Raw genomic sequence first — 14,838 nt, forward strand, 5'->3', positions numbered from 1 at the left:
TTCTGGAATGAACCCGTCTGGCCAATCCATCAGGGGTGAAATAATGAAAAAATCATTGGCATCAATGTGTCTGAGCGCTGTATTAACGGTCGCTTTTTCTTATCACGCCGTCGCGGCCGATCTTCCGGAAATAGAAAAATCCGGCACCTTGAAAGTGGCGACGGAAGATGATTATGCGCCGTTTAACTTTATGAATAATGGCCAGGCCGATGGCTTTAACAAAGATATGCTTGAGGAATTACGTAAATATGCCAAATTCCATGTCGACCAGAGCATATTACCGTGGACCGGATTATTAGCGGCCGTCTCCACCGGGCAATACGATATGGCCTTAACCGGGGCGGTTATTACCGATGAGCGGCTGAAGGTTTTTGATTTCACCCCACCGTGGGCCTCCGCGCAGCACTATTTCGTCAAACGCGCTGGTGATACTTCGTTAAATACGATTGCCGATCTCAGCGGCAAAAAAGTGGGGTTACAGGCCGGGAGCGCGCTGCTGGCGCGTTTGCCGGAGCTGAAGGCGATGCTGGAGAAGACCGGCGGCAAGCTGGGACCGGTGGTGGAGTATCCCTCCTATCCGGAAGCCTACGCCGACCTGGCGAATAAGCGACTGGATTACGTGATTAACGTGGTGATCTCGGTAAACGACCTGGCGAAAGCCAAACCGAAGGTCTTCGCCAAAGGGCTGGCTGTCTCCGGACCGGGGTATATGGCGTGGCCGATCCCGAAAAACTCGCCGCAGCTGCTGGCCTATATGACCAAGTTTATGAACCACATGAAGGAGACCGGCAAGCTCGCCGAGCTGCAGAAAAAATGGTTTGGCGAAACCTATGACAACCTGCCGACCGAGGCGATCACCAGCCCGGAACAGTTTCACAAACTCGCCGGACTGTAATATTCCGCGGCGGGCGACCGCCGCCTGTTGCTGAGAAGGAGGGCCTCATGGATGCAATTTCCTGGCAGTTATTAATCGAAGGCGCATGGACGACCCTCTGGATTTCGGCCATCGCTATCGCCTTCGGGGTGGTGGCGGGCCTGCTGATCGCCCTGGTACGGATGCTGCGCCTGCCGGTGATCGACCAACTGCTGGTGGTCTATATCAGTCTGGCCCGCGCAACGCCGCTGGTGACGCTGGTGCTATTTCTGTTCCTTTCCCTGCCGACGATGGGCATTAACCTCGACAAGAACGTGGCCGCCATCGTGGCGCTGACGCTTAACACCTCGGCGTTTAACGCTGAGATCTGGCGCAACGCCTTCCGCACCTTTCCGCGCGAACAGCGGGAGGCGGCGGAGTCGGTGGGAATGCGCCGCTGGACCTACTTCCGCTACATCATGCTGCCGCAGATGTGGATCGAGAGCCTGCCGGCGCTGGTCAATGAGATGTCCTTTTTGATCAAAGGTAGCCCGGCCATCGCCGTGATTGGCGTGGTGGATCTCACCCGGGTCACCAACCGTATCTCCTCGGTCACCTACGAGCCGCTGTCGCCGATCCTCGCCGCCGGCCTGCTGTATGTGGTGATCATCGGCTGTTTGTTGAAGCTGCAGGGTATCGCGGAACGTAAAGCCAGGCGTCTGGCGCGCTAGGAACGGGAGGCATTATGAATCAGTGGGGCGTTATCTGGTCGGTTCGCGATAGCTTTATTGCCGGGTTATTCGCGACCCTCGAACTGTTTATTACCGCCGCCCTGGCGGCGCTGATTATCGGTATTGCGCTGTGTTATTTTAGCGAATATCAAAAGAAAGTGATTAACCGGATTATTATTGGTTTCGTCAGCCTGATGCGTGCGATCCCTTTTTTGATCCTCGCTTATCTTCTGTATTACGGGCTGCCGCAGCTCGGTATTAGCATGGAGCCGTGGACCGCCGGTTTACTGGCCCTGATTATTTATCATGGCGCCTATTTTTTTGAAATATTGCGCAGCCAGCGGCGGGTATTTTCCGGCGGATATATTGAAGCGGCGATTGCTCAGGGCTTTTCGCGCTATGCCATTTTTCGGCGGATTATTTTACCCAATATCATCTCTTCCGCCTTACCGCTGATCGGCAATCAGCTGATTATTTGCCTGAAGGACACCGCTTTCCTGAGCATTATTACCGTTCAGGAGATCACCGCCGCCGCCAACAGCGTCCAGGCGACCTATTTTATTCCGTTTAACGCCTTTATCGTCGCCATTGGGCTTTACTGGGCGATCAGCATTCTGCTGGAGCTGCTGATTAAGCGCCTGACTGCCTGGGGAGCCAAAAGAGGAATGAGCCATGCCTGAGTCTATTGCCGTAAGCGTCAAAAACGTCTCCAAACAGTTCGATAATGTGGAAGTCCTGCGGGATATTAACCTGACGGTGGAGAAGGGGACCGTGGTGAGTATTCTCGGCTCGTCCGGGTCGGGAAAATCCACACTGCTGCGCTGTATGAACTGGCTGGAACAGCCGGACCGCGGTGAAATTCATATCGGCGGTCAGCGACTGGGGATTGATGAACAGCGCGGCCGGGCGATGTCGCACCGCCAGCTGGCCAAAATTCGCGAGCGGGTGGGGATGGTCTTTCAGAGTTTTAACCTGTGGCCGCATCTGACCGTTCAGCAAAACGTCAGCGAGGCGCTGCTGCACGTTAAGGGCATGAAACGAGACGAGGCGAAGGCCATTGCCATGCAGCAGCTGGAGAAAGTGGGCATGGCGCACAAAGCCGATGTTTACCCGATCACTCTCTCCGGCGGGCAGAAGCAGCGGGTGGCGATCGCCCGTTCGCTGGCGATGTCGCCCGAAGTTATTCTCTTCGATGAACCGACGTCGGCGCTGGATCCGGAGCTGGTTAATGAGGTGTTGGGGGTAATGAAAGCCCTCGCCGCCGAGGGTTACACCATGGTGGTGGTGACGCACGAGATGGATTTTGCCCGCCAGGTATCCAACGAGGTGGTGTTTCTGGAGAAGGGGCTGCTGATTGAGAAGGCGCCGCCGGAGAAGTTCTTCACTCAGCCTGACTCTGAACGCGTCAGGCAGTTTCTGCAAAGCAGCCGTTAGTCCGGCTTGCATCCCCTGCCGGTATCGCCGGCAGGGGAAAAACCACGCGCCTGCCTAGTCCCGGTCAATAGCGAACGGCTGCCACGCCTGACGGACCGGCATCACCTCCACCCGGTTAATGTTCATATGCGCCGGCAACGTGGCGATATAAAACATCTGCTCGGCGATATCGCGCGCGCTCAGCGGCGTGGTGCCGCGATAGAGCTTATCCGATGCCGCCTGGTCGCCTTTGGTACGCACCAGGGTAAATTCGGTCTCGGCAATCCCCGGCGCCAGATCGGTGACCCGCACGCCGGTGCCAAGCAGATCGCAGCGCAGGTTATAGCTGAACTGCTTCACAAACGCCTTGCTGGCGCCATACACATGGCTGCCGGGATAGGGCCACTGCCCGGCGATCGAGCCGATATTGATAATACTCGCCCCGGCGCCATGGCGTATCAGCGTCGGCAGCAGGGCGTGGGTCATCGTCACCAGACCGGTGACGTTGGTGTCGATCATCGTTTTCCAGTCCTCCAGCGCCACCTCCTGCGCCGGCAGCGGCGACAGCGCCAGCCCGGCGTTGTTGATCAGGGTGGTGACATCGGCGAAGGGGGCGGGGAGCGACGCCACGGCGGCAGCCACCGCCTCGCTGTCACGAACGTCAAGCTCAATAATATGCACCGGCACCTGGGCGGCGAGTCTGTCCTGCAAGGCCTTCAGTCGCGGATAGCGGCGCCCGCTCAGCACCAGCGACCAGCCCGCGTCGGCAAACACCTGCGCTGCCGCTTCGCCAAAACCCGAGGTCGCCCCGGTGATAAACACTACGTTGCTCGTTGCCATGTCATTCTCCTGTGCGGTTGTCCCTCCACTATAAAAACGCCGGACGGCAAGGCACAGGGCCAGACGGCGGATGCGGATGTGACACCGTGTCACATCGTTTTTCACGCACTGGCTCTATCCGATTTATGCGGCCGAGGCCAATGATGAAGCCAACCACTACGACATGAGAGAGGGCAGGGTATGAAGCTGGCAATTCACAACGAGGTCGCGGTAAGCAATGACGAAGTTCGGCAGCTGGATCGCGCTTATGTGTTTCATTCATGGTCGATGCAGGGCAATCTCCATCCGCTGGTGATTGCCGGGGCGCAAGGCTGCGAGCTATGGGATTACGAGGGGAATACCTGGCTCGATTTCAGCAGCCAGCTGGTGAACGTCAACATTGGCTATCAGCACCCCCGGGTACTGGCGGCCATGAAGGCGCAGCTGGAGACCCTGGTCACCATCGCGCCCGCCACCGCCAACCTTGCCCGCGGCGAAGCGGCGAAGCGCATCGTCGACCTGGCGCCGGCGGGCTTCAGCAAGGTGTTCTTCACCAACGCCGGGGCGGATGCCAATGAGAACGCGATTCGTATGGCGCGGCTCTATACCGGGCGCGACAAAGTGCTGTCGGCCTATCGCTCCTACCATGGCAACACCGGCAGCGCGATCGCCGCCACCGGCGACTGGCGCCGGGTGCCGAATGAGTTCTCCCGCGGCCATGTGCACTTCTTCAACCCCTACCTTTACCGCAGCGAGTTCAACGCCGCGACTGAAGAAGAGGAGTGCCAGCGCGCGCTGGCGCATCTGCGGCGGATCATCGAATGCGAGGGGCCGACCGCCATCGCGGCGATCCTGCTGGAGTCCATCCCCGGCACCGCCGGGATCCTCGTGCCGCCGGCAGGCTATATGCAGGGTGTGCGCGCCCTGGCCGACGAGTTTGGCATCGTGCTGATCCTCGATGAGGTGATGGCCGGCTTTGGCCGTACCGGCAGCTGGTTCGCCTTCGAACAGGATGGCGTGGTGCCGGATCTGGTGACCTTTGCCAAAGGGGTTAACGCGGGCTACGTGCCGGCGGGCGGGGTGCTGATTAGCGAGCCGATTGCCCGCTATTTTGACGACCACTTTTTTGCCGGCGGGCTGACCTACTCCGGCCATCCGCTGGCGATGGCGGCGATTGTCGCCACCATCGACGCGATGAAAGAGGAGAAGGTGGTTGAGAACGCGGCCTATATCGGCAACGAGGTGCTGCGCCCCGGTCTCGAGGCGCTGGCGGAGAAGCACGCCATTATCGGCGAGGTGCGTGGTCGCGGCCTGTTCCAGGCGCTGGAGCTGGTGAGCAGCCGTGAACAAAAAACGCCGCTGACTGCCGCCGACATGGCCGCGATCAAAGGGGCCTTAACCGAGGCCGGGCTGTTGGCCTTTGTGGTGGAGAACCGCATTCACGTGGTGCCGCCGTGCACCATTACTGCTGAGCAGGTGGCGCAAGGGCTGGCGATTTTTGATGCGGTCTTTGCTCGCTTTGCCAGCCTGGCGAAGTAGGGGAGTGGCATCGGATAACGTTACCTGGCAGTACGCTTGCCGGGCCTAAACGCCAGCCGGACGGTGCCCTCTCCCTCCGGGAGAGGGCCAGGGTGAGGGGAAGCACTGCAGTGTGGTTGTTTATGTTATCGGTGGCTTCAGCGTAGTTTGCGCTCCCGGTTAATCGTCTGCGTTATGTCACTCATGGCGCAGGGAGCGCACAGGGGGCGGCCAGTCGCCGCCGCCCCCTGTACCCCCGGCCTTCCGGGAACGTCTCAGCGATGTTGAGGCCGCCAGCACCGGCAGTTTCAGCAACAATGGTGAATAAATTAACGACAGGTCGCACGAATCCCAGGTCGGGTAAGCGGAGCGCCACCCGACAAAACAACGGCGCATCGGGCTAAGGCGCCGGCAGCGGGGATAGGGTGCGCTCTGTTGCCCTCACCCCGGCCCTCTCCCACAGGGAGAGGGGGAAAACCGAGCCTCACTCCGGCTCTTCATACACAGGGAGAGGGGGGAAACCGGCAGTTTCAGTCGCCGCAAGTGGGTAAATTAACGACAGGTCGCACGGACCCCAGGTCGGGTAAGCGAAGCGCCACCCGACAAAACAGCGGCTCATCCGCTGACCTCACCTCATCCGGTGTTCTCCGTTGACCAGCGCTTCGCGATCGAAAAAGCGCTGGATCACACCCTCCGCCATAAACGCCGCCCGATCGGACATATGGGCGATGACGTCGGCATCGTGGCTCACCAGCAGATAGGTCATGCCGTGCTCCTGTTTCAGGCGGTTAAGCAGATTGAGAATTTCCGCCTGCACTGACATATCCAGCGCCGAGGTCGGCTCATCCAGCAGCAGGATCTGCGGGCGCAGCAGCAGGGCGCGGGCAATGGCTACGCGCTGCCGTTGCCCGCCGGAGAGCTGGTGTGGATAGCGGCGGACGGCGTCGGCGGCCAGACCCACCTGCTCAAGGGCGGTGGTCACTCGGGGGGCAACGTCGCGGATGCCGTGGATCTGCAGCGGCTCCGCCAGGGTGCGCCACAGAGTATGGTTGGGATGCAGCGAGGCGTACGGATCCTGAAACACCATCTGCACGTTGCGCCGCAGCGCGCCCTGAAAGCGGGCGCCCGGCGCGATGCCCTGGCCCAGCAGTTCCACGCTGCCGCGCCATTCGCGCTGTAATCCGGCGAGCACGCGCAAAATCGTCGATTTACCGCAGCCGGAGGCGCCGATCAGACTGAAGGTTTCCCCGGCGTCGACACAGAAACTGGCGGCAGAGACCGCCGTCTTCGCGCCGAATGTTACCTGCAAATCCTGAAGATTAACGATCGCCATGGGCCGTCTCCGTAAAGTCCTGGGTTCTGTCGAGGGTCGGCAGCATCTGGCCGTAGGTGTGCGCATTCGGCCGGCAGGTCCACAGGGTGCGCGTATAAGGGTGCGTCGCGCTCGGCAGCGCCGACGCCGGCATCTCATCGACCTGTCTCCCCTGGTACATCACCAGCACGCGATCGCAATGCGCGGCCACCAGCGGCAGATCGTGGCTGATCAGTAGCATGGCCATCTGCCGCTGCGCGCACTGCTCCACCAGCAGCTCGAGGATCTGGTTGCGCAGGCGGGCGTCGAGGGCCGAAGTTGGCTCGTCGGCTATCAGCACCTTCGGGTTATTAAGCAGCGCGAGGGCGATCATCACCCGCTGGCCCATCCCGCCGGAGAGCTCCCCGGGATAGCGGCTGAGGACCGGCAGATCCAGACCGACGGCGGCGATGGCGTCTTTAACCGCCTCGGCGCGCCCACGGCGGCTGAGACGCTGATGCAGGGTTAACGCCTCTTCCAGCTGCGTCTGAATGGACTGCACCGGATTCAGCGCATAGCGCGGATCCTGCAGCACCATAGCGATATCGTTGCCGCGCAGCGCGCGCCAGCCGCGGGCGCTGAGGGTTAGCACATCGCGCCCCAGCACCTCCAGCCGTTCGGCGCTCACCACCCCGGGCTTGCGCACCAGGCCCATCAGCGCCCGGGCGGTCATCGATTTGCCGGAGCCGGATTCGCCCACCAGCGCCAGCCGCTCGTTGCCGAGGGTGAAGCTGACGTTGTCCACCACCCGGGCGGTGGGGTAGTCGACGGCGAGTCGCTGGACGGTCAGTCGGATGTCAGTCATGTTGCGGCTCCAGAATATCGCGCAGGCCATCGCCCAGCAGGTTAAACGCCAGGCTGGCGAGCAGGATCGCCGCGCCGGGGATGGCAGCGATCCACCACTGGTCGAAAATCACCTGCATCCCGTCGGCAATCATCGCTCCCCACTCCGCCATCGGCGGGCGGGCGCCCAGGCCGAGAAAGCCGAGCCCGGCGGCGGCGAGGATAATGCCCGCCAGATCGAGCGCCAGCCGGACAATCGCCGACGGCAGACACAGCGGCAGAATATGGCCGATCAGCAGCCGCCAGCCGCGAATGCCCAGCATCTCCGCCGCGGCGAGGTAATCGCTATGGCGCAGGCGCTGAATTTCGCTGCGCGCCTGACGGGCATAGGCCGGCCAGGTGGTCAGGGCTAACGCCAGCGCGCCGTTGACCAGCCCCGGGCCGAGCATCGCCACGAACGCGAAGGCGAGGATCAGCCGCGGCATCGACATCACCACGTCGGTAAAGCGCATCAGTATCCGCTCCAGCCACCCGCCATAGTAGCCGGAGAGGATACCTACCAGCAGCCCGACGGGCAGGGTAATGGCGGTCACCAGCGCCACCAGACCCAGCGCCGGGCGGGCGCCGTAGAGCAGGCGCGACAGCAGGTCGCGGCCGTAGCTGTCGGTGCCGAGCCAGTGCCCTGCCCCCGGTCCCTGCAGGCGGGCGGCGGCATCCTGCCAGTTGGGATCGTGGGGCGCCAGCCACGGGGCGAACAGCGCCGTCAGCACCAGCAGGATCACCAGGGTCAGGCCACTGAAGGCGGCGGGTGAGCGGCGCAGACGGCGTAAAAACAGATAAGTCGGCATCAGCGCACCCTCGGATCGGTTAACCGCACCAGCAGGTCGGTCAGGTTATTGATCAGCACAAAACTCACGCCAATCAGCAGCGTGCCGCCCATGATCGCCGTGGTATCTCCGGCGAACAGCGCGGTGGTGAGATAGCGGCCGATCCCCGGCCACGAGAAGACGGTTTCGGTGAGCACCGCCCCTTCGAGCATGGAGGTCCAGGCGAGGGCGGTCACCGTCAGCAGAGTGCCGCGGATATTGGGCAGGACGTGGCGCAGCAAAATCGTCATCTCTCCGGCCCCTTTGGCCCGCGCCAGCAGAATGTACTCTTTGTTCATCTCGCTCAGGCAGGCGGAGCGGGTCAGGCGGGTGATGCTCGCCAGCGAGTAATAGGCCAGCACCAGCACCGGCAGCGCCAGATGGCCGATGGCATTTTTAAATGCGGCGGTATCGCCGGAGAGCCAGGTGTCGATCAGCGCAAAACCGCTGCGCGGCTCGACGGTATACTGATAAATATCGTCGAGTCGACCCGGGCCCGGCGCCCACTGCAGCCGGGCGTAAAACAGGGCCAGCATCAGCAGGCCGAGCCAGAAAATGGGCACCGAGTTGCCCAACAGGGTAAAGGTGCGCACCGCCAGATCCCACGGCGAACCGGCGTAACGGGCGCACAGCACCCCGGCGACGATGCCCAGTACCGCGCCGACGATCAGCGCCAGGGTCGCCAGCTCAAGGGTCGCCGGGAAGACCGCCAGCAGATCGTGGAGCACCGGCTGGCCGGTGGCGCTGGCGATGCCAAGATCGCCATGAGCCAGGTTGACCAGGTAGTGCCAGAACTGCACCGGCAGCGGCTGGTCGAGACCCAGCTGATGGCGAACCTGGTCATAGGTCGACTGGCTGGCATGGTCGCCGACGATCTGCAGTACGCGGTCGACGGGCGACAGCGCGGAGAGCGAGAAGGTGACCAGCAACAGCCCGAACAGCGTGAGCAGCAGCGTCAACAGCCCCTGCAGCAGGCGGGTAAGGTGAGTGGAAAACGATGGCATGGAAAATGGAAATTCCTGGTATATCAGCATGATTCCCGGCGGCGCGACGCCCGCCGGGCCCGGGTGGCGAAACGGTCATCCGGGCAGGCGAGGCCGCCGGACCCGGTGACCAAAACCCGCTTACTTGGTGACGTTATCGTACCAGACCATATCGGCGTTCAGCCCCTGCTGATAGCCCTTCACGTTATCGCGTACCACGATCTGGGTTTTCCCCTGGTCAATAAAGACGTATGGCGAATGCTGCAGCAGGGATTCCTGCATCGTTTTGTACAGATCGAGGCGTTTCGCCGGGTCCGGCTCCGCCACCGCGGCGAGGGTGGCTTTATTCAGCTCAGGGATCTGCCAGCCGTTGAGCCCGGCCACGGTGCTGGACTTACCATCGTTCCAGGCAAAGGCGCTGGCGTTGGAATGCGCATCAAAGTAGTCCGGGATCCACAGGCGGATCGCCGCCTGATGCTGCTTCGCGCGTACCCGGGCATAAACCTGGCTGCCGGCGGCCGGCAGCAGATCCACTTTCACCCCGCCCTGGGCAAAGCTGGCCTGCAGCGACTGGGCGATGGTGATAAACGGCGGTTTGTTCTCCACGTCGAGGGTGAAGTGGGCATCCTTAATGCCCGCTTTATCGAGGATAGCCTTAGCTTTTTGCGGGTCGAAGGTGAACGGATTGGTTTCCAGCGCCCCCGGCAGGCCGGCCGGCAGGAAGCTTTGGTGAATAAAGTACTGGCCTTTCAGCAGGTTTTTGGTGATGCCCTCATAATCGACCAGCCAGCGCGCCGCCTCCCAGAAGGCCGGATTATTCAGCAGCGGGTTGGCGCTGTTGGCGGTATTAAACACCAGATAGTTCTGCTCGGCGGACGGGATGCTCAGCACCTTCACGCCGGGTTTATCCTGCAGGGCGGCAATCTGGTCAGCGCCGAGATCGCGGGCCACGTCGGCATCCCCCTGCTGGATCAGCAGGCGGCGGGAAGCCGGGTCGGGGACGTTTTTAATAATGATGCTCTTGATCTTCGGCGCGCCGGTGGGGGAGCTGGCGTTGGCTTCCAGCACGATGGCCTGATGCGGCTGGTAGACGCGCATTTTATAGGCCCCGCTGCCCGCCGAGTGCATCTTCAGCCAGTCGTTGCCGAAGTCATTATTTTTCGCGTTCGGCGCTACCTGTTTTTCATCAACGATGGAGGCGATAGGGGTGGAGAGAATATTCAGCGCCACCGCCGGGCTGACGTCGGCGGTCCAGTGCAGCGTCAGGGTATGGTCATCAATCTTTTTCAGCTGGCTGGCGATGTTGTCCGGCTGCCAGCCGAGCACGTTGAGAATAAACGCCGGCGATTTATTCAGCGTCACCGCACGGGTGTAAGAGAAAATAACATCTTCCGGGCGCAGCGGATTACCGGAGGCGAATTTGGCATCCGGCTTCAGTTTGATGGTCAGGGTTTTCGCCGCCGGATCGGCCTGCCAGCTTTCGGCGAGGATCGGTACGATTTTTTCAGGGTTGTTGCGGTCCGGCTGCACCAGACGCTGATAGAGGCTGGGGACCGTCTGAATGCTGGAGAGTTCGTTCGCTTCCGCCGGGTCGAGGCTGACGATATCGTCGAGACCTTGGGCGACCACCAGCGTGTTGGGCGGTGTAGCGGCATGCGCGGCGGCGGTGAGCGCCGTCAGTACCAGTAAAGGCAACAGTTTTTTGGTCATGTGCAATCCCTGAAAAATGGTTGTTTTAATTTTTTATGCCTCGCTACGTTAGGCCGCTTGCCAAAAGGCGTAAAGTCAAAATAAGGATATCCTTATGCTAAAAACGCATATTCAAGAACGACAGGTTATTGCCGGCCGCGCAGAAGCGTCTTTCTCCGCTTCTGGCTTCTTGCTATAACAAATCGTCTATTGCAAGGAGGTGGGTGTGCCGGAAATCAATGAGTTTGGCCAGCAGGTGAACGACCTTGTTCCTGGCTGGCAGGGGGCGCAAGTCCTGCGGCGGACGGCGTTAAATGGCCGTTTTTGTCGACTGGAGCCGCTGGACGTTGACCGTCATGCGGCGGATCTGTTTGCCGCCTATGCGCTCGGCGACAACAGCGACTGGACGTGGCTGGCGTCTACGCGACCGGAGAGCGTGGCGGCGACCGCCCACTGGATCGCGGGCAAGGTGAATGATGATGCTCTGGTGCCGTATGCGGTGGTTGACCTGCGTAGCGAGCATGCGGTGGGCATCGTCAGCTATATGGCGATCGAGCGGGAAATGGGCACGGTTGAGATCGGCCATGTCACTTGGTCGCGACGGATGAAAAACACCCCGCTGGGTACCGAAGCGGTCTGGCTGTTGCTGAAGAACGGCTTTGACCACGGCTATCGTCGGCTGGAGTGGAAATGCGATTCGATGAATGTCGCCTCGCGCCGGGCCGCCGAGCGGCTGGGCTTTAGCTGGGAAGGACGTCTGCGGCAGAGGCTGGTGCGTAAAGGGCGGACGCGCGACAGCGATATGCTGTCTATCATCGACGGCGAGTGGCCTGCGCGCGATGCGGCGCTGCGGGCATGGCTGGCGGCGGAGAACTTTACTGCCGACGGGCAGCAGATCAAACGCCTTGAGGCATTTCGTTAGGCCTGTATGGTGAATGGGCAGAGTGCATTACGCCAGCTCTGCCCATAAAAAGGCTATTTCTCGATCATCTGAATAATTTGATCCCGGTTAATAGCATGTTCATTTCCCGCGATGTCCTCATAGGTGATTAACCCATTATCGTTATCGACCTCCGGTTTACCGTGGGTGATAATCATCTCACCATTTTTTTTCTCTAATACATAATTGCTGGAACACCCCGCAACGGTGAACGTTAATAATGCCAAACCGAATACTGCAACGAACTTTTTCATTGTGCTACCTGTTGTAAGAAAGCCACGGTGGGCCGCAGAATATGACAGACTAACCAGTTATCGAAAGTGGGTCATAATTAACACCGAATAAAGTATTAACATGGCGACTAACGTAATAACCACAATACGACGTTCAAGGGGCGTGGCCTTTTTCTTAGATTCATCATCTGGTTTTGTTAACATGATATTCTCTCTGTTAGCCCTGTCAGTGCTCCCGATTCCGACACCGGCAGAGGTGAGTTCTCGGCAATATTGTCGGGATGAACGACTTGCTAGTTGTTATTTAATACCCAGAGTTAAAGTAACGATTCCAGTGATAACCATTAAAAGACCCGTTCAGGCATTTTGGCTAACACAACATTAAAAATCTCATTTTATGGCTGAAGCTGGCTATGCCTGCCGCAGACTCTGTTGCGCAGGCAGCACGCTTATTATTTTTTTCGCCTGTAACGGATAAAAATACCTGATATTATCAATGCTCCGGGGCTGGAAACGGCAAACCCCGGATGACGTTATTGCATGATCCTCACCAAAATATTAAACAGACGTATTTAATATGATGAGAACAGGCGTTCGCCGCTAAGTTAATATGATGCTATAGGTTCGTCGATTTACAGAATAAAGGTACCTTCAATAACCAGACAGGCTTCGCCTGATAGTTCAACACGTCCGTTATCTTTTATGTGGCAGAAGAGTTCTCCCTTACGGTTGCCACCTTGCTGGGCATGAAGGGTTTTTTTCGCCAGTTTTTCACTCCACAGCGGCGCCAGAAAAGTATGTGCCGAACCGGTGACCGGATCTTCGTTGACTCCCACCTGCGGACCGAACCAGCGAGAACGAAAATCGAAGGTCCGGGATGCGGCCGTGACCACCACGCCACGAGTGTTGAAGGCATTCAAGGCGTTAAAGTCGGGTTTAAGCGCGTCCAGCAGCGCTTCATCATCAATGACGACAATAATATCGGAGGCTTGCCAGGTTTCACCTGCGTCTTCAGCCAGCCCCAGGGCCTTGAACAACCCTTGCGGCGCGGCGATGGGGGACGGAACAACCAGCGGAAAATCCAGGGTATATTTTCCGTCATGCAGCGTGACGTCCAGCGCGCCGCTGCGAGTGAAAAAACGCACCCGCTCGCGCGCTTGTTGATTGAGCAGCACGCTGGCCGCAGCCAGCGTGGCATGACCGCAGAGATCCACCTCGACGGCCGGGGTAAACCAGCGTAACCCGAAACCGTCAGGCTGCCTGACAACAAAGGCCGTTTCCGACAGGTTGTTTTCCGTCGCAATGTGCTGCAGCACGCTATCTTCAGGCCACGTCTCCAGCAAACAAACCGCGGCGGGATTGCCGGTAAAGGGGCCTTTCGAAAAAGCATCGACCTGATAAAAGCGAATGCGCTGCTGTGAATTATTTTTCATTCATCACCTCAAGGTCATTATAAACCGTATATCGTGTTACCCCCAGGGCCTGAGCCGCCTGCTGCACGCCCCCGCGCATCTTGAAAATACCTTTCGTATGCATTTCAGCGACAATTTTTAAACGCTGCGCTTTTTGTATTTTTTTACCCGGCACTGAATATTTATCAATGATTTCCTGAATTGACTGATCGATCAGCCCACCCAAATTAAGATCGACCGCCTCAGCGGCCTCCGATGGCGATGGCAGCAGCGCGTCAAGGCTTTTGCGTATTTGCTCATAAGGCGAGGGGTCGACATTAATACAGAAGGCGATAAGCGGATATCCCTCTTCGCTGTAATAAATTGTCGATGCGCTATTGAGCGTTTTCCCCGAAGCGGTGACGGTTTTATAATCGCTTATGGTTCTCGGCTTGTTGTTATTCGTCTTCTGCAGCAGTAGCGCAAAACCGGTATCTTTTTCCGGACCGGCTAACAAATGATCGCCATTACCCCTGCCGCTAACATGTCCGTTAATGATTTTGATAATGGAATGTTCAGGGGTAGTGAGATTATGCAACACCACCTCCTGATTCGCTGATAATGTCCCCGCCATAGCGTCCATGGCTGCTTCAAGCGGCCCGGCAATCTGTGCAACCTGCTGTGTGTACTCTGATGTCATGGATGATCCTTTGCTTGCATCGTGATCAGGAAGCGATCCCGGAGCGCCATTTTACCATGGGAGATACGCTGACAGGATTAAATTATACGCATAATGTTTAATTATCAACAAAAAGTTGAATTTATAGTTTGGACAGCGTACCTTTTGCTGCAGAAAGCGTCAGCGCTCATGTCGGGTGCGTCTTTATGTTATGGAAATATAATGAGAATTTACGGCGTGATGGCCATTGCCGTTCTGCTGGTGGCCTGTGGAGTCATTCACCCCTTCGGCGACAAAACCGTCTATCAGTCCTATTCAGTATCCGATCGGCCGGGGCTGCAGTGGCGCTATGACTGCATACGCAGCGCCCTGAAGCCGCAAGGCTATGAGGTTGAGCGCATCTTCCCTGAGCAGAATGCGCCAAACTTCTTTGATATTTCGCAGTACGGCACACGAGTCGCCCAGATCGATATGTACCAGGTGGCTGGGGCGAGGACGATAAGTATCACCCTGATATCCGGTGCAAAACAGGTGAATGCTGCTGTTGATAGCATTATTCAGCCGTGCCTTGAGCGCTAAGGGATGCTGG

At 58.9% G+C, this 14,838-nt stretch carries 16 protein-coding genes; 7 read left to right on the forward strand and 9 right to left on the reverse strand.

Annotated features, from left to right (window positions below; translation table 11 throughout):
- Positions 1–43 precede the first annotated feature (43 nt).
- The 4 genes from SPE70_RS06400 to SPE70_RS06415 are packed head-to-tail and all read left to right on the forward strand — an operon-like array spanning position 44 to position 3,018.
- Positions 44–895, forward strand: coding sequence for a transporter substrate-binding domain-containing protein (locus tag SPE70_RS06400; RefSeq protein ID WP_002893184.1), 852 nt, complete (start codon positions 44–46; stop codon positions 893–895).
- A gap of 47 nt (positions 896–942) precedes the next feature.
- The gene (locus SPE70_RS06405; protein ID WP_004142522.1) at positions 943–1,584 is read left to right on the forward strand and encodes an amino acid ABC transporter permease; all 642 of its coding nucleotides are present in this window, start codon (positions 943–945) and stop codon (positions 1,582–1,584) included.
- A 14-nt stretch (positions 1,585–1,598) separates the two neighbouring features.
- Positions 1,599–2,264, forward strand: coding sequence for an amino acid ABC transporter permease (locus SPE70_RS06410; protein ID WP_012968744.1), 666 nt, complete (start codon positions 1,599–1,601; stop codon positions 2,262–2,264).
- Positions 2,257–3,018, forward strand: coding sequence for an amino acid ABC transporter ATP-binding protein (locus SPE70_RS06415; protein WP_008805553.1), 762 nt, complete (start codon positions 2,257–2,259; stop codon positions 3,016–3,018). The genes SPE70_RS06410 and SPE70_RS06415 overlap by 8 nt, the downstream gene beginning before the upstream one ends.
- Before the next feature lie 54 nt (positions 3,019–3,072).
- Here the strand turns inward: SPE70_RS06415 and SPE70_RS06420 are convergent, their stop codons facing one another.
- The gene (locus SPE70_RS06420) at positions 3,073–3,837 is read right to left on the reverse strand and encodes an SDR family NAD(P)-dependent oxidoreductase (RefSeq protein ID WP_008805554.1); all 765 of its coding nucleotides are present in this window, start codon (positions 3,835–3,837) and stop codon (positions 3,073–3,075) included.
- Positions 3,838–4,017: 180 nt separating this feature from the next.
- On the opposite strand from SPE70_RS06420, the gene SPE70_RS06425 reads away from it, so the two are divergent.
- The gene (locus SPE70_RS06425; RefSeq protein ID WP_040224348.1) at positions 4,018–5,355 is read left to right on the forward strand and encodes an aspartate aminotransferase family protein; all 1,338 of its coding nucleotides are present in this window, start codon (positions 4,018–4,020) and stop codon (positions 5,353–5,355) included.
- 607 nt (positions 5,356–5,962) lie between these two features.
- Here SPE70_RS06425 and SPE70_RS06430 read toward each other — a convergent pair.
- The 5 genes from SPE70_RS06430 to SPE70_RS06450 all read right to left on the reverse strand — a co-directional run bounded on the left by SPE70_RS06430 (position 5,963) and on the right by SPE70_RS06450 (position 11,027).
- Complete coding sequence (locus tag SPE70_RS06430) at positions 5,963–6,667, reverse strand: ABC transporter ATP-binding protein (RefSeq protein ID WP_008805556.1); 705 nt, start codon at positions 6,665–6,667, stop codon at positions 5,963–5,965.
- Positions 6,654–7,490: an ABC transporter ATP-binding protein gene (locus tag SPE70_RS06435; protein WP_064170482.1), complete on the reverse strand. Its 837-nt coding sequence runs from the start codon at positions 7,488–7,490 to the stop codon at positions 6,654–6,656. Before SPE70_RS06435 ends, SPE70_RS06430 begins: the two co-directional genes overlap by 14 nt.
- On the reverse strand, positions 7,483–8,316 hold the full coding sequence (locus tag SPE70_RS06440; RefSeq protein ID WP_023282269.1) for an ABC transporter permease: 834 nt from the start codon (positions 8,314–8,316) through the stop codon (positions 7,483–7,485). The genes SPE70_RS06435 and SPE70_RS06440 overlap by 8 nt, the downstream gene beginning before the upstream one ends.
- Positions 8,316–9,338, reverse strand: a complete 1,023-nt coding sequence (locus SPE70_RS06445; RefSeq protein WP_008805559.1) for an ABC transporter permease — start codon at positions 9,336–9,338, stop codon at positions 8,316–8,318. The genes SPE70_RS06440 and SPE70_RS06445 overlap by 1 nt, the downstream gene beginning before the upstream one ends.
- A 120-nt stretch (positions 9,339–9,458) precedes the next feature.
- Entirely contained in the window at positions 9,459–11,027 is a 1,569-nt protein-coding gene (locus SPE70_RS06450; protein WP_008805560.1) for an ABC transporter substrate-binding protein, read from the reverse strand.
- Positions 11,028–11,232: 205 nt separating this feature from the next.
- Here SPE70_RS06450 and SPE70_RS06455 point away from each other — a divergent pair, with 205 nt between their 5' ends.
- A complete protein-coding gene (locus tag SPE70_RS06455; RefSeq protein ID WP_064170481.1) occupies positions 11,233–11,928 on the forward strand; it encodes a GNAT family N-acetyltransferase in 696 nt (231 codons plus the stop codon).
- Positions 11,929–11,981: 53 nt separating this feature from the next.
- Here SPE70_RS06455 and SPE70_RS06460 read toward each other — a convergent pair whose 3' ends face one another.
- From SPE70_RS06460 to SPE70_RS06470, 3 genes are all read right to left on the reverse strand, one after another.
- Positions 11,982–12,200 carry a YgdI/YgdR family lipoprotein gene (locus SPE70_RS06460; RefSeq protein WP_012542507.1) on the reverse strand — a complete coding sequence of 73 codons (219 nt, stop codon included), beginning with the start codon at positions 12,198–12,200 and terminating at the stop codon, positions 11,982–11,984.
- Between the two features lie 611 nt (positions 12,201–12,811).
- A complete protein-coding gene (locus tag SPE70_RS06465; RefSeq protein ID WP_012542505.1) occupies positions 12,812–13,612 on the reverse strand; it encodes a PhzF family phenazine biosynthesis protein in 801 nt (266 codons plus the stop codon).
- On the reverse strand, positions 13,602–14,270 hold the full coding sequence (locus SPE70_RS06470) for a helix-turn-helix transcriptional regulator (protein WP_012542504.1): 669 nt from the start codon (positions 14,268–14,270) through the stop codon (positions 13,602–13,604). The genes SPE70_RS06465 and SPE70_RS06470 overlap by 11 nt, the downstream gene beginning before the upstream one ends.
- A gap of 201 nt (positions 14,271–14,471) precedes the next feature.
- On the opposite strand from SPE70_RS06470, the gene SPE70_RS06475 reads away from it, so the two are divergent.
- Positions 14,472–14,828 (forward strand): hypothetical protein, encoded by a 357-nt coding sequence (locus SPE70_RS06475; protein ID WP_012542503.1) that lies wholly within the window; start codon positions 14,472–14,474, stop codon positions 14,826–14,828.
- The last annotated feature ends 10 nt before the right edge of the window (positions 14,829–14,838 follow it).

The organism is Klebsiella sp. ZJOU C1 (assembly GCF_035620215.1).
Classification (GTDB): domain Bacteria; phylum Pseudomonadota; class Gammaproteobacteria; order Enterobacterales; family Enterobacteriaceae; genus Klebsiella; species Klebsiella variicola.

Coding starts and splice junctions, on each gene's coding strand:
- SPE70_RS06400 (WP_002893184.1), top strand. CDS start 44: ATGAAAAAATCATTGGCATCAATGTGTCTGAGCGCTGTATTAACGGTC.
- SPE70_RS06405 (WP_004142522.1), top strand. CDS start 943: ATGGATGCAATTTCCTGGCAGTTATTAATCGAAGGCGCATGGACGACC.
- SPE70_RS06410 (WP_012968744.1), top strand. CDS start 1,599: ATGAATCAGTGGGGCGTTATCTGGTCGGTTCGCGATAGCTTTATTGCC.
- SPE70_RS06415 (WP_008805553.1), top strand. CDS start 2,257: ATGCCTGAGTCTATTGCCGTAAGCGTCAAAAACGTCTCCAAACAGTTC.
- SPE70_RS06420 (WP_008805554.1), bottom strand. CDS start 3,837: ATGGCAACGAGCAACGTAGTGTTTATCACCGGGGCGACCTCGGGTTTT.
- SPE70_RS06425 (WP_040224348.1), top strand. CDS start 4,018: ATGAAGCTGGCAATTCACAACGAGGTCGCGGTAAGCAATGACGAAGTT.
- SPE70_RS06430 (WP_008805556.1), bottom strand. CDS start 6,667: ATGGCGATCGTTAATCTTCAGGATTTGCAGGTAACATTCGGCGCGAAG.
- SPE70_RS06435 (WP_064170482.1), bottom strand. CDS start 7,490: ATGACTGACATCCGACTGACCGTCCAGCGACTCGCCGTCGACTACCCC.
- SPE70_RS06440 (WP_023282269.1), bottom strand. CDS start 8,316: ATGCCGACTTATCTGTTTTTACGCCGTCTGCGCCGCTCACCCGCCGCC.
- SPE70_RS06445 (WP_008805559.1), bottom strand. CDS start 9,338: ATGCCATCGTTTTCCACTCACCTTACCCGCCTGCTGCAGGGGCTGTTG.
- SPE70_RS06450 (WP_008805560.1), bottom strand. CDS start 11,027: ATGACCAAAAAACTGTTGCCTTTACTGGTACTGACGGCGCTCACCGCC.
- SPE70_RS06460 (WP_012542507.1), bottom strand. CDS start 12,200: ATGAAAAAGTTCGTTGCAGTATTCGGTTTGGCATTATTAACGTTCACC.
- SPE70_RS06465 (WP_012542505.1), bottom strand. CDS start 13,612: ATGAAAAATAATTCACAGCAGCGCATTCGCTTTTATCAGGTCGATGCT.
- SPE70_RS06470 (WP_012542504.1), bottom strand. CDS start 14,270: ATGACATCAGAGTACACACAGCAGGTTGCACAGATTGCCGGGCCGCTT.
- SPE70_RS06475 (WP_012542503.1), top strand. CDS start 14,472: ATGAGAATTTACGGCGTGATGGCCATTGCCGTTCTGCTGGTGGCCTGT.